General features: G+C 62.4%; 14 protein-coding genes. 5 read left to right on the top strand and 9 right to left on the bottom strand.

What is annotated here, in order from left to right; all coding sequences use genetic code 11:
- Positions 1–41 precede the first annotated feature (41 nt).
- Together A9K68_RS11540 and A9K68_RS11535 are read right to left on the bottom strand one after the other, a co-directional pair.
- Positions 42–530, bottom strand: a complete 489-nt coding sequence (locus tag A9K68_RS11540) for a GNAT family N-acetyltransferase (RefSeq protein ID WP_065012068.1) — start codon at positions 528–530, stop codon at positions 42–44.
- Positions 531–640: 110 nt separating this feature from the next.
- The gene (locus A9K68_RS11535; protein WP_065012022.1) at positions 641–1504 is read right to left on the bottom strand and encodes a lytic transglycosylase domain-containing protein; all 864 of its coding nucleotides are present in this window, start codon (positions 1502–1504) and stop codon (positions 641–643) included.
- A 180-nt stretch (positions 1505–1684) separates the two neighbouring features.
- Between A9K68_RS11535 and A9K68_RS11530 the strand changes: the two genes are divergently transcribed.
- Positions 1685–2254, top strand: coding sequence for a methylated-DNA--[protein]-cysteine S-methyltransferase (locus A9K68_RS11530; protein ID WP_065012021.1), 570 nt, complete (start codon positions 1685–1687; stop codon positions 2252–2254).
- Positions 2255–2266: 12 nt separating this feature from the next.
- Here A9K68_RS11530 and A9K68_RS11525 read toward each other — a convergent pair whose 3' ends face one another.
- Positions 2267–2593, bottom strand: a complete 327-nt coding sequence (locus A9K68_RS11525) for a hypothetical protein (protein WP_065012020.1) — start codon at positions 2591–2593, stop codon at positions 2267–2269.
- Positions 2594–2924: 331 nt separating this feature from the next.
- Between A9K68_RS11525 and A9K68_RS11520 the strand changes: the two genes are divergently transcribed.
- Positions 2925–3137, top strand: a complete 213-nt coding sequence (locus A9K68_RS11520) for a cold-shock protein (protein WP_023678332.1) — start codon at positions 2925–2927, stop codon at positions 3135–3137.
- A 319-nt stretch (positions 3138–3456) separates the two neighbouring features.
- Here A9K68_RS11520 and A9K68_RS11515 read toward each other — a convergent pair whose 3' ends face one another.
- The 3 genes from A9K68_RS11515 to A9K68_RS11505 form a co-directional block, all read right to left on the bottom strand.
- Entirely contained in the window at positions 3457–4068 is a 612-nt protein-coding gene (locus A9K68_RS11515) for a glutathione S-transferase family protein (RefSeq protein ID WP_065012067.1), read from the bottom strand.
- 111 nt (positions 4069–4179) lie between these two features.
- Positions 4180–5034 carry an EAL domain-containing protein gene (locus A9K68_RS11510; protein ID WP_065012018.1) on the bottom strand — a complete coding sequence of 285 codons (855 nt, stop codon included), beginning with the start codon at positions 5032–5034 and terminating at the stop codon, positions 4180–4182.
- Positions 5031–5924, bottom strand: a complete 894-nt coding sequence (locus A9K68_RS11505) for an EAL domain-containing protein (RefSeq protein ID WP_065012017.1) — start codon at positions 5922–5924, stop codon at positions 5031–5033. The genes A9K68_RS11510 and A9K68_RS11505 overlap by 4 nt, the downstream gene beginning before the upstream one ends.
- Positions 5925–6130: 206 nt before the next feature.
- Here A9K68_RS11505 and A9K68_RS11500 point away from each other — a divergent pair, with 206 nt between their 5' ends.
- Positions 6131–7333 (top strand): pyridoxal phosphate-dependent aminotransferase, encoded by a 1203-nt coding sequence (locus tag A9K68_RS11500; RefSeq protein WP_065012066.1) that lies wholly within the window; start codon positions 6131–6133, stop codon positions 7331–7333.
- 59 nt (positions 7334–7392) lie between these two features.
- Here the strand turns inward: A9K68_RS11500 and A9K68_RS11495 are convergent, their stop codons facing one another.
- The gene (locus A9K68_RS11495; RefSeq protein ID WP_065012016.1) at positions 7393–7788 is read right to left on the bottom strand and encodes a cupin domain-containing protein; all 396 of its coding nucleotides are present in this window, start codon (positions 7786–7788) and stop codon (positions 7393–7395) included.
- A gap of 345 nt (positions 7789–8133) precedes the next feature.
- On the opposite strand from A9K68_RS11495, the gene A9K68_RS11490 reads away from it, so the two are divergent.
- On the top strand, positions 8134–10185 hold the full coding sequence (locus A9K68_RS11490) for an elongation factor G (protein WP_065012015.1): 2052 nt from the start codon (positions 8134–8136) through the stop codon (positions 10183–10185).
- A gap of 823 nt (positions 10186–11008) precedes the next feature.
- Positions 11009–11509, top strand: coding sequence for an isoprenylcysteine carboxylmethyltransferase family protein (locus tag A9K68_RS11485; RefSeq protein WP_065012014.1), 501 nt, complete (start codon positions 11009–11011; stop codon positions 11507–11509).
- 43 nt (positions 11510–11552) lie between these two features.
- Here the strand turns inward: A9K68_RS11485 and A9K68_RS11480 are convergent, their stop codons facing one another.
- Entirely contained in the window at positions 11553–12449 is an 897-nt protein-coding gene (locus tag A9K68_RS11480) for a LysR family transcriptional regulator (protein ID WP_023799796.1), read from the bottom strand.
- Positions 12450–12523: 74 nt separating this feature from the next.
- The gene (gene trxB / locus A9K68_RS11475) at positions 12524–13498 is read right to left on the bottom strand and encodes a thioredoxin-disulfide reductase (protein ID WP_065012013.1); all 975 of its coding nucleotides are present in this window, start codon (positions 13496–13498) and stop codon (positions 12524–12526) included.
- Between the last annotated feature and the right edge of the window lie 19 nt (positions 13499–13517).

The raw sequence follows: 13517 nt of genomic DNA, 5'->3' as shown, positions 1-13517 counted from the left end.
ACACTTTCCGCAGCGTGAGGGCGGAACCGACCAGAACCGGGCTAGCCTTCCCAGTCGACTTCGAACATTCCCAGTCGCTCATAGAGCCTGACCGCGGCGGCATTTTCGACCGTGTTGGTTTTGAGATCGACATGCGCAGCTTCCCGTGCGCGAAAGGCGGCGAAGACGTGCCACATCAGCGCTTCGGCGATGCCTCGGCCGCGCGCCTCGGGATGGACGGCAAGGTCCTTCACGAACGCCCTCGTCCAGCACAGCGCCGCGCCCGCCAGCCGACCCTTGCTGTCGATGACCAGGAAACACAATGCAGGGTCGAATTCCGCGTCGCTTGAAATGCGCGGCCACCATTCGTCGAACGGCCCGTCGGCGCCATCGTCGAACACGGTGGTCAGCAGCGCATGCAAAGCGAGCGCGTCGGTGGCATCGAAGCCGCGCATGACAAAACCTTCCGGCCAGCGCGGCGGAGCAAGCGTGTCGTCGAGGATCTTGCGCAGCCTTATGTCGTTCGGCGCCGGCGGGCGCGGCTCAGGCATGGTGTTCAATGCCTGTCGCGCAAAAGTGCGCAGCGGTTTTGCGATAACGACATGCATAAAAACAAGACCTGAAAGCGCGTCGCATGTGTCCATTCAAACGCGACGCGCTTTCAGGCATCGGGCTGCAGGCGACGGCGGCCGCGGTCGCGGCCAAGGCCGGTTTCTTCCAGCATGCCCTTGCGCCTGGCGTCGTAATAATAGCCGCTCTGGTAGAGGCGGTCGGCGCGCTTGGCGTTACCGCCGGCCACCAGCCAGGCGCCGCGCAGATATTTCACCGCATATTTCAGATTAGTCTCGGCGTCGAACAACCCGCTCGCCGGCCCGTCATAGCCCATGCCGCGCGCCGTCGCATGCTTGATCTGCATCAGCCCCCAATGGCCGCGACTGTAGGCCTTGGGATTGAAGGTGCTCTCGCGGCTGACGACACGGCGCACCAGATCGACCGGCACCTCGTAGAGGACGGCATATTTCTCGATCAGCCGTTCGATCTCGCCGCGCGGTCCCGCCGAATACTTTTTGGCAGGGCTGGTCGAAAGCAGGGCGGATGGGTCGTCAGGCGCGACATAGGCGGCCTGCTGAACGCCGGGCATCGTCTTGCCTGTCTCGCCGGTGACCGGCATGGCGACAGCGGCCGTCGCATAGACAGGTGCTGCGCCGGCTGGGGCGGCACCGGCCGTCATGGCTGCAGGTGCAGTTGCGGCCAGCGGGGTCGGTCCGGCAAAGGCTGCTGGCTGGACAGGCGTCGCGGCGGGGTCGACGGCCAGCGCCACCGCCTGGACAGGCGCGATGCCGGACGATTCCGGCAGCACCGAAACCGTGTCGGGCAGAGCCAGCGTAAAGCCGGCATCAGCGCCCGCGGCGGCGGTTTCAGTCAGGGAAGGCACGGCCTTCGTCTGCGAGGTCGAGCTGCAGCCGCTGAGACCGGCCGCAGCGAGCATCACGCCGATCGCGGGAAAAATGATTTTTGCTGGCAAGCCGCGCTCGGGTCCGGTTCGTCTGTTAAGAAAGTCCTTACACCAGCGCCTTTCCCCCGGCAATCCGCAGCCTGTTGTGGACTTCGAATGATTTTCGGGTGGCAACAGCAACCTGAAAATGCGATATCTCGTTCTCGATATGTACTGGATTCCCATCCGTTTCTGCGGAAGGAGCACATCATGGAAAGCACCTCTCAGGCCACCGCCGGCCACGCGGTCTTCGAAACCGTGATCGGCTTCATGGGGATCGCCTGGAGCGAGGCCGGACTGACGAGGCTTTGCCTGCCCCAGCGCAACCGCGACGCGGTGGAACGCCGGCTGCTGCGCCATGCCGGCAGCGCCGGTTCGAGCGCCCAACCGCAATGGGTTACCGAGCTGATCGGGTCGATACAGGCCTATGCAGCCGGCGAAGACATCGATTTCTCCGGTGTGCCGGTCGATCTCACCGGCGTCGACGATTTCCGCCTCGCCATCTACGACGCGGCGCGCAAGCTCGCCTTCGGCGAGACCACCACCTATGGCGAACTGGCCAAGCGCGCCGGCCATGCTGGGCTGGCGCGTGAGACGGGTGCGGCGCTCGGCGCCAACCCGGTGCCGCTGGTCATCCCTTGCCACCGCATTCTTGCCGCCGGCGGCAAGATCGGCGGTTTTTCTGCGCCGGGCGGCTCGACCACCAAGGGAAAGATGCTGGCGATGGAAGGCGTGCGTGTCGGCCCGCCGCCGCCGGCGCAGGTATCATTCGGATTCTGAGGCCGGACGTTGCTAGTCCGGAAAGATGCGCCGGCGGAAACGCCGGTCTGTGTCCACCCGCTTGCATTTGTAGACGATGCAGGACGTCGAATCGGCGCTTGGCACTGACGCCCGTGCCCTGACCTCCCCCATGTTGCAGAAACCCTGGCTCCGCACATAGCGGTCGTAGAGCGGCAGCCCCGGCGTGCGCGTCGACTGGTAACGCAGGATGACGGCGCCCTCTCGCGCGATCGTCGCCCGCACTCTGCCGCAGCTCATGCGGCTCGGATCGTAGCGCGAGATCGCCTGCGCCTCGGCGGCCACCAGCGTCAGGCAGGCGGCAAGCAGAACAGTTCTCATGGTCCTCTCCCAAAACAGGACCGGACGCTCGAAGGCGGCACGATCCTTCCCCGCAACGTGCGCGATAGGCGATGCGAACCCTCCGCAACGCGCGATGTTGAAAGGCTTTCACGCGATTGGGGCGGCCGTTGGGCAGCGCCGCATCAGCGCCTTTTTTCGTGCCGTCTTGTTTTTTGCGGAGAAGCGGACTATATGATGTCCATTGATATTTCGGCCGATCGATCCGGGCCTCGCGATATTCGCGTTTGCTGACGTCTATCTCCAAAATCTCGATACAAACCGGCTGGACTTTGTTCGGTCAAGCTAAAGCAAACGTAAAAGGACTATCAAAATGGCAACAGGTACGGTCAAGTGGTTTAATTCCACCAAGGGTTTCGGCTTCATCCAGCCTGACAGCGGCGGCGCGGACGTTTTCGTCCACATCTCCGCAGTCGAGCGCGCTGGGCTGTCGACCCTGGTCGAAGGCCAGAAGATCAACTTCGAGATCGAGCAGGACCGCCGCACTGGCAAGTCGTCCGCTGGATCTCTGAGCAAGGCAGCCTGATTTTGCGAATGGCGCGCACCGGGCGATAGCTCGGGGCGCGCGGCAAGTCACGGATGTACTGACAGTCGCGCGAGAAGCGCACCGGAGCGAAAAACCCCGACAAGCCGAAGCAGCAGATTGCTGCCGGCCCGGACCAAACGCTCCCGATCAGGCTACCAAGCATGGAAGGCGGGATTTTGTCCCGCCTTTTTGCTGTTCGGATTCCATCTCTGTTCGGTTTTCGTGTCCCGGCCGAAGGCCGCAAGCCCCGCCGGGCGTTGCGCCTTTTGGTGCGTCCTGCCCGGAGCGAGCCGCGAAGCGGCGACGAGTGAGGACAGTACTACCCCAGCCACTCCATCGGCACATGCCCCGGATCGGCCTCCACTCGTTTCAGCCAGGCCGCCACCGCCGGATAGGCGTCGAGCTGAAAACCGCCCATCTCGGCCGTATGCGTATAGGCGTAGAGCGCGATGTCGGCGACGCTCAATGCCTCACCGGCAAAGAACGCACTGCCCGCCAGATGCTTGTTCATTACGCCGAGCGCCTTGTTGCCGCGCTCCAGCGTCACCGCCAGCCGTTCCGGCGTCGCATCCTTGGCCCGTTCGGGAAAGGTGAGCAGCGCCTTGCGCACCGCGATATAGGGTTCGTGGCTGTACTGCTCGAAAAACAGCCACTGATAGGTTAGCGCCCGCTCGTATCTGTCGGCCGGCACGAACCGCGTGCCTTCGGCGAGGTAAAGCAGGATGGCGTTGGATTCGGCAAGCCGCCTGCCGTCGTCGAGCTCGAGCAGCGGCACCATGGCGTTCGGGTTCTTGGCGACATAGTCGGGCTTGCGCGTGTCGCCGGTGTGCGAGCTCACCTCGACATTGGTGAAAGGTATGCCGAGCTTGGCCATCAACAGCCGCGGCTTGTAGCAATTGCCGCTGTCGATCATTCCATAGAGTGTGGTCATTTTTGCTCCCATCGCCGCTCCCCTCGGGAGCCGCCTTACCGGCAATTATCCTGGCAGCGAGGGCTTATTCCAGTGATTTGTTTTGGCGCAACCATCAGCGCCGCTGATAGATCACCCAAACAACGGCACGACGTTGTTGTCCCTGCCAAGCAGCCTGTCGATGGGCAGTGGCTCCTCGTCGAAGTTCGTGCCGGCCAGCGCCGGCCGGGCAAGGTAAAAACCCTGCATCAGGTCGACGCCGCCGTCGAGTGCCACGCGCAGATGCGTGGATTGCTCGATGCCTTCGACCAGCACCTTGGTGCCGCGGTCGTGCAACGCGGAGACCAGCGGCCGGAAAAACCGTTCGGCGGCGGCATGGCGACAGAATTCCGCGAACCAGGTGCCGTCGATCTTGACGATGTCGGGCCGGACAAGCGCAACCCGCTCTTCCGTCGAATGCCCGGTACCGAAATCGTCGATGGCGATGCGGATGCCGTAACGCCGCATCTCGCGCGCCAGGCTGACGAGCACCTTGTCGTCGGCCGCCTGTTCGGTGATTTCGCAGACCAGCATGCCGGGGTACAGATCGAACTCGGCGAGATGCCTGGTCATCAGCCTGATCTCAGCCAGCGCTCGCCCGGGGTCATCGTTGATCAGCGGATTGTAGTTGAAGAATAGGTCGAGCCCGTCGACGCCGATGTTGCGGAAGTTCCGGAGATGCAGCACCCGGCACATCGTCTCGACGAACAGGCGATCCGCCACGGGTACGCCCTCGAAAAATACGCGTGGCGCGACCGACCTGCCGGCGCGGTGCGGCTCGATCAGGCCTTCGACCGCGACGGCCTTCAACAACCTGCCGCGCGGCGCGAAGATCGGCTGGTAGGCGCTCCTCAGCCGGAACGCGCCATAGACGCCGTATTCGATACCGACCTCGTCGGCAAAGATTGCCTCGCCGACATTGCGCCGCCTGTCGGGCCGCCCGGTCATGGTACCACCTTGCGTCCGAAAGCCCGTTTCGGCCTCGGCGAAGGCGAGACAGTCGCAGGCATCTCGTCGGCATCGGGCACTGCCACCGGCATCTGCCTGTCCTTGCCGAAGACGTGAAAGCTGGTCGGCGCAAGCTCCGGGCGCGCCAGCGCGAATCCCTGCACCATCGAGGCTCCCGATTTTTCAGCCAGTTCAAGCTGCCAGCTCTCCTCGATGCCCTCGAACACGGTGCGGATGCCTTGCTGTTCGAAACTTGCCACCATGGCGGTCAGCAGTGCGAAACCGGCGCCGGACTCCATCAGTTGCATGATCCAGTGGGCATCGAATTTGACGATGTCCGGCCTGAGCTCCTTGATGCGGTTGATGTCGGACTCGTCGGCGCCGTAGTCGTCGACCGCTATGCGAAATCCGTTGGCCCTGAGTGCCTCGACGAAATTGTAGAGCGTTTCCTGCGACGCCGATTTCTGCTCGGTCACCTCGCAGACGACCCGGTTCGCATCGATCTCAGCCTCATGCAGCACCAGCCGCATGTCGCGCAGCGCCTTGTCGGCGATGCTGCGATCGGTGAACACCGACGGATCGAAGTTAATGAAAATGAATGCCTCTTGCGGCAGGCAGGCCCCGGCGTTCAAAAGATGCAGCGTCCTTGTCAACGCCTCGATGTGCAGGCGGTCGACCGTTGGACAGGTGTTGAAAAAGCTCACCGGCGACTGCGGCTCGCCGTCGCGGAACGGCCGGATCAGCCCCTCGAATCCGGTGACGGACAATTTGCCGTTGCTGAAGGCGAAGATCGGCTGGAAAGCGCTCTGCAGCGTATAGATGCCCCAGACACCGCTGGCGGTGCCGTCGTCATGACGGACGATATGGTCATGCCCGATGCTGCGCGACACGGTTCCTCGCTCTGCGAGACTGGCGGAATGGATCGTGATCCAGCCACTCGGGGTTTTACCGCGTGTAGGTGAATTTATTGTTGCCGAATTTGCCGGGGATTTGAGATCTCGCTCATCCGACAGTGCTTGCGCTTGGCGGAATGATGCGACATGAGAAGCGCCGCGGTTAGATGGACCGCCTGCATCCCCAAGGAGATAAGATCGTCATGGCCTTTCTTGCTGACGTCCTTTCCCGCGTAAAGCCTTCCGCGACCATCGCGGTGACGCAGAAAGCACGCGAGCTGAAAAACGCCGGCCGAGACGTGATCGGGTTGGGTGCCGGCGAACCGGACTTCGACACGCCGGACAACATCAAGAACGCTGCGATCGAGGCTATCCGCCGCGGCGAAACGAAATATCCTCCGGTTTCCGGCATCGTGCCGCTGCGCGAGGCGATCGTCGAAAAATTCAAGCGCGAGAACAATCTCGACTACCGGCCGGAGCAGACCATCGTCGGCACCGGCGGTAAGCAGATCCTATACAATGCCTTTATGGCGACGCTGAATCCCGGCGACGAGGTCATCATTCCGAGGCCGTACTGGGTCAGCTATCCCGAGATGGTAGCGATCTGCGGCGGCACCCCGGCATTTGCCGACACCTCCATCGACAACGGCTTCAAGCTGACGGCGGCGGCGTTGGAAAAGGCGATTACGCCGCGCACCAAATGGCTGTTGATGAACTCACCGTCGAACCCGTCGGGCGCTGCCTACACCGAGTCTGAATTGCGCGCTCTGGCCAACGTGCTGTTGAAGCATCCCGATGTCTGGGTGCTGACCGACGACATGTACGAGCACCTGATCTATGGTGACTTCGTCTTCAAGACCATCGCCGAGGTCGAACCGAAGCTTTATGAGCGCACGCTGACGATGAACGGCGTCTCGAAGGCCTATGCCATGACTGGCTGGCGCATCGGCTATGCGGCCGGGCCCGTGGCGCTGATCAAGGCAATGGATATGATACAGGGCCAGCAGACCTCCGGCGCCTGCACCATCGCCCAGTGGGCATCGGTGGAGGCGCTGAACGGTCCGCAGGATTTCATTGCGAAAAACAAGGCGATCTTCCAGGCTCGGCGCGATCTCGTCGTGTCGATGCTCAATCAGGCGCGCGGCATCACATGTCCGTCACCCGAAGGTGCTTTCTACGTCTATCCGTCCTGCGCCCAGTTGATCGGCAAGAAGACTAAAGCCGGCAAGGTGATCGACAGCGACGAAGCCTTTTGCTCGGAGCTGCTCGAGGGCGAGGGCGTAGCGGTGGTGTTCGGTTCGGCCTTCGGCCTCGGCCCCAACTTCCGCATCTCCTATGCCACGTCGGAGGCGTTGCTCGAAGAGGCCTGCACGCGCATCCAGCGCTTCGCCGCCTCGCTGACCTGATCAGGCGCATCTCGAACACCAAACCCGGCTAGCAGTCGGGTTTGGTGGGCTCAAAAGCCTCAGCCGCCATACTGCTCGTCTGTCACCATTTCCAGCCAGTCGGCATGGACGTCGTCAAGCGCCTCCTGCATGGCGATATGCGCCATCGCCGATTTTGGACCGGCACCGTGCCAATGCTTTTCATCAGGAGCGAACGAAATGACGTCGCCGGCCCTGATCGCCTGTACCGGCTCGCCCCAGCTTTGCGCGAGGCCGGCGCCTGATATGACATAGAGCGTCTGGCCCAGCGGATGCGTATGCCAGTAGGTACGCGCGCCGGGCTCGAAACTGACCATGATGGCGCGCAGCCGCGCTGGCGCTTCCTTCTCGATGATTGGCGTTTGCCACACGCGGCCGGTGAAGTACTTTTCCGGCGCAATGGCGGTCGGCACGCTGCCGCAGGCAATGAGCTTCATCGTCTCGAGTCCTCAGGCTGATGGCGGATCGGTCGGCGACGGCCGTTCCTTTTTGTCGCAAGAAGCGGGCACTTTCGTCCGATAACCATCACGGCGCAACCGCTTTTGCGGCTGTTCGGCGACGGGCTTTGTTGCGGGATTTGATGGGAGGCTGGGCTCGCATCCGACGGCTTCGCCGATCACGGCTCAACATCCACGACATCAGGCGATCCTCAAATCCCTTGCCCTCCCGGCTAACCCGTGGGACGATGCCTTTGGGTAGGTGGCAAACCGAAAAAAGCCCCGCCCGCGACGGTCGACAGGCCGGCCGCCGCTCCCAGGGAAACGCCTGAGTGGAGGTCAGTCATGGGAACTCGCGCCGGAGGACGACGCACGGGACCGAAATGCATTGCCATAGTCGGTCCCTTTGCAAGCGGTAAGACGACACTTCTCGAAGCCATATTGGCCCGCACGGGCGCCATTCCCCGCCAGAATCCCGTTTCCTCGGGAAACACCGTTTCCGATCATTCGCCCGAGGCACGCGCCCACGCCATGAGTGTCGAGGCGACGTTTGCGACCACCGAATTCATGGGCGAGCAACTCACTTTCGTCGATTGTCCCGGCTCCATCGAATTCTCCTTCGAGGCAGAGCCGGTCCTCGCCAACTGCGACATCGCCGTGGTCGTCGCCGAAGCCGACGAGAAGAAGATCCCTGCCCTGCAGCTGATCATGCGCAAGCTCGACGATCTCGGCGTGCCGCGCATCATGTTCCTCAACAAGGTCGATAAGGCGATATCAGGCGTGCGCGACACGCTGAAGTTGCTGCAGCCGGCAAGCTCGGTGCCGTTGCTGCTTCGCCAGATTCCGCTGCGCAAGAACGGCGTCGTCATCGGCTCGATCGATCTCGCTCTGGAGCGCGCCTACATCTATCGCGAATATGCCGAAAGCGAGGTCGCCCAGATTCCCAGCGACGACAAGGCGCGCGAGCTGGAGGCGCGCTTTTCCATGCTGGAGACGCTCGCCGATCATGACGACCAGTTGATGGAGCAGCTTCTCGAAGAGATTGAGCCGCCGAAGGACGCGATTTTCGACGACCTCGCCGCCGATCTGCGTGACGGCGCCGTGACGCCGGTGCTGATCGGCACCGCCGAGAAGGGCAATGGCGTGCTGCGCCTGTTGAAGACGATCCGCCACGACGCGCCCGACATCGAGGCGACCCGCAAGCGCCTTGGTGCACCTGATGGCAATGCGACCGTGGTCCAGGTGATGAAGACCATTCACACCGCGCATGGCGGCAAACTGTCGGTCTCGCGCATCCTGTCCGGCCAGCTTGCCGACGCCTCCGAGCTCTTCCTTTCGAATGGCACCACGGCAAAAGTCTCCGGCATCTACAAAATGCTCGGCAAGGACCAGACCAAGCTCACCTCGGCCAGGGCCGGCGACACGGTCGCGCTCGGCAAGCTGGACGACGTCACGACCGGTCAGACCTTGAGCTCGGCAAAGGGCGGCATCAAGCCACTGGTCACGCTGATGCCGCCGCAGCCGGTCTTTGCGTTCGCGCTGCGCCCGAAGGAACGCAAAGACGAAGTGAAGATGTCGGCAGCCATCCAGCGACTTGCCGAAGAAGACCCCTCGCTCAGCCTGCGCCACAATCAAGATTCGGCCGAGACCGTGCTGTCGGGCCATGGCGAGATGCATCTGCGTGTCGTGCGCGAGCGGCTGGAGGGCAAGAACCAGATCCCGGTCGAAGGCCATGCGCCGGCCGTGCCTTATCGCGAGACGATCCGCAAAACGGCGCAGCAGCGCGGCCGCCACAAGAAGCAGTCGGGCGGCCATGGCCAGTTCGGCGACGTGGTGATCGAGATCAAGCCGCTACCGCGCGGCTCCGGCTTCCAGTTCACCGACACCATCACCGGCGGCGCCGTGCCGAAGACCTACATCCAGTCGGTCGAGACCGGCGTGCGCGATTATTTGAAATCCGGCCCGCTCGGCTTTCCGGTGGTCGATGTCGCCGTCAACCTGTCCGACGGCTCCTATCACGCTGTCGATTCGTCGGACATGGCCTTCCAGATGGCGGCGAAGCTGGCGATGAAGGAAGGCATGGCGGCCTGCTCGCCGGTGCTCCTCGAACCGATCATGAAGGTCGAGATCGTCACGCCGTCCGATGCGACGTCGAAGATCATCGCCCTGATCCCGCAACGGCGGGGCCAGATCCTCCGTTATGACGCGCGGCCCGGCTGGCCGGGATGGGATATCGTCGAGGCGACCATGCCGCAGGCCGAGATCGGCGATCTGATCATCGAGCTGCGTTCGGCTACCGCCGGCGTGGCCAGCTATCGCGCGACCTTCGACCATATGGCCGAACTCACCGGCCGCTTGGCCGACGAGGCGATGAACGCCAACGGCAAGGCCGCCTGACACTGGATTTTGGCGCCAATATCGCAGGCTGCAGAACACAAAGAAACGGCGTCCGGAATGATCCGGACGCCGCTCTCTTGCGGACCGTCTTCGTGGGAGGCGAAACGGCAGGTCCGCCGCACATGCCTCCAGCGCCTGACGGCCTCAGCGGAAGAATGGTTCGGACGCGGTAGCCGCCTGAGCCCGGATCGCCCGAGTGATGCCCCCATCTCCCGCACGAACCACACCGCGTCCTATGATCTGCTTAGTCGATGCTGGGCGCCTGTGATAGGTTACCTGAGGTTACATGTCACTGTTACGTGACAATTTCGGTCGGCTTTCCCTCAGCGCCAGCAGGTTTCGGGCAACAAAAAAGCCGGATCAATGAAGATCCGGCTGAGTTTGATTGGAAGTGCCTGTTAGGGCTAACCTCCAGAGGGGAACACTCGAGGGCGCTAATGGGAGGAGAACGCGCCCAGGAGATGATCTATATATGTGCTCATCATGCTCAAGAAACAAGCATCTATTTTGCAACACACGCATGCAAAATGACACAGGCTGTGGTCTAACCCATTCCTTGGCCTCATAGGACCAGCAGAATCGTCGAAATGCGGTGCACGGCCAGGCAAAGATCATTGGGAAATAGCGAATCAGAGTCAATTCTCGGCCCGAAACGCAAAAACAACGAATGACGTCGAATCAGGCAATACGCGTTTATTTTTGCAGCAGCCGCATCGGCCCGAGATAGGAATCGCTTTTCGGAAGGCACGATGCGTAGATTTCAAGTGCTAGACCGTATTTTATGCGTCCAAGTGGACGCACGTCGCTCTAGAAGGAAGCCTCGATGAGGACACGTCAGGCGATCGCCGGCAGCGCGCTATTCTTCATCGCAGCGCCCGGCATGGTCGCGGGATTGCTGCCCTGGCTGTTGACCGATCGCTATCGTCTGCCATGGTCGACCCAGCCCGGCTTGGTCCCGGTCGGCTGGGTCCTGATTGTGGTCGCAGCGGCCTTGCTGCTTCATGCCTTCGCCCGTTTTGCTTTCGAAGGCCTGGGCACGCCCGCCCCGGTTGCGCCGACCGAGCAACTGGTTGTCGGTGGTATCTACCGCCATGTCCGCAACCCGATGTATGTGGCGGTGCTGTCGATCATCCTTGGCCAGGCACTGTTGTTTTCGAGCTGGGCTCTCGTCGCCTATGCCACTATCGCCGCCATCGCCATGGTCTCGTTCGTGAAGTTCTACGAGGAACCGACGCTTGCCCGCCGCTATGGCGCCGGCTACGAGGCCTACCGCCGCGCCGTCCCAGGCTGGCTGCCCCGCCTGACCCCATGGCGCTGCCAGTAAGAGTTGTCGTCGGCGGTGCAAGGCGGAAGCGATTTTCTGAAAGTTAGAACGACCAGCTTCGGGCCTTGGCGATAATGAAATCTCGGAAGACGTGCAGTTTCGCCTGGTTCTTCATCGCATCGGGATAAGCGAAATAGGTGTCGAAGGACGGCACTTCGGTCTCCGGCAGCAATTGCACCAGCCCTGAGTCCTTGCTGACCACATAGTCGGGCAGCATGGCGATGCCGGCGCCACCCTGTACCGCGCGCTTTATCGACAATATGTCGTTGATCTGCAGCGTCGGCACCCTTTGCCCGCCTTCGAAATCGCCGACCGTTTCCAGCCAATTCAATTCCGACAAATGCGCCGGCACCGGCACGCCGAAGGTGACGATGCGATGGCTCTTCAACTCGGCGATCGACGCCGGCTTGCCATACTTGTTGACGTAAGAAGGAGCGGCGTAGAGATGGAAATGCACGGTGAACAGGCGGCGCTGGATGAGATCAGGCTGCTGCGGCTGGCGCAGCCGGATCGCGCAGTCCGCCCGGCGCATGGTGAGGTCGAGTTCCTCGTTCGCCAGGATCAACTGCAGGCTGATCTCGGGATAGAGCTCGATGAATTCCTGCACGCGCTCGGTCAGCCAGCCGGCACCGAGCCCGACCGTGGTCGTCACCCTGAGCACGCCGGAGGGCCGATCCTTGGCCTCGGTCAGCCGCGACTTGATCGTCTCCAGCTTCATCAGCACATCATGCGCCGTGCGGAACAGCATCTCACCCTGCTCGGTCAGCACCAGGCCGCGGGCATGGCGATTGAACAGCGGCACGCCGACGTCATGTTCGAGCGCGCTGACCTGCCGCGAGATCGCCGATTGCGACAGATGCAGTGTCTCGGCGGCATGGGTGAACGACCCAGCTTCCGCCGCAGCGTGAAACACGCGTAGCTTGTCCCAGTCCAACGCCATGATGCCCCTCGCTCTGTTTTTTTGGCGTTTGAATGAAAAATCAGGCTTTTGCGCGGCTTTTCTCGGCCGCTTCCTTACTCCGCCGCTTCGCGGTGAACTTCGATCCCGGCGAGGTACTTTTCCGCCTCGAGCGCGGCCATGCAGCCGAGCCCCGCCGCCGTCACTGCCTGGCGGTAGATGTCGTCGGTCACGTCGCCGGCGGCGAACACGCCCGGCACGTCGGTGCAGGTCGAATCCGGCGCCGTCCACAGATAGCCGTTCGGCTTCTGCTTTAGCTTGCCAGCGAACAACTCAACCGCCGGCGCATGGCCGATCGCCACGAATACGCCGTCGACCGTCAGATGCATCTCCTGACCGCTCACCAGATTGCGCAGCTTCAGTCCCTCCACCGACGGCGGCAGCGGCATCTTGCCGGACTGACCGGTGATCTCGTCAACGACGGTGTCCCAGATGACGCGGACATTGTCCTTCTTGAACAGCCGCTCGCTCAGGATGCGCTCGGCGCGGAAGTCGCTGCGCCGGTGGATGACCGTCACGCTCTTTGCCAGATTGGAAAGATAGAGCGCCTCCTCCACCGCCGAATTGCCGCCGCCGATCACGGCGACATCCTTGCCGCGATAGAAGAAGCCGTCGCAGGTGGCGCAGGCCGATACGCCGAAGCCCATGAAGGTCTGTTCGCTCGGGATACCCAGCCATTTCGCCTGCGCGCCGGTGGCGATGATCAGCGCGTCGGCCGTATAGGTGGTGCCAGAATCGCCCTTGGCGCGGAACGGCCGCACATTGAGGTCGACCTCAGTGATGATGTCGTTGATGACGTCGGTGCCGACATGCTCGGCCTGCTTCAGCATTTGTTCCATCAGCCACGGACCCTGGATCGGATCGGCGAAGCCCGGATAGTTTTCGACATCGGTGGTGATCATCAACTGACCGCCCTGCTGCAGGCCGGCGACGAGCATCGGCTTCAGCATGGCGCGGGCGGCGTAGATTGCCGCCGTATAGCCAGCGGGACCGGAGCCGATGATGAGAACAGGCGCGTGCTTGGTGGTCATGGACGGGCTTTCACAACAA

Origin of the sequence: Mesorhizobium sp. AA22, from assembly GCF_001672375.2 — a bacterium.
GTDB lineage: Bacteria > Pseudomonadota > Alphaproteobacteria > Rhizobiales > Rhizobiaceae > Mesorhizobium > Mesorhizobium wenxiniae.
The sequence above is the reverse complement of the archived record's forward strand: the minus strand, read 5'-3'. Positions and strand labels throughout refer to the sequence as shown.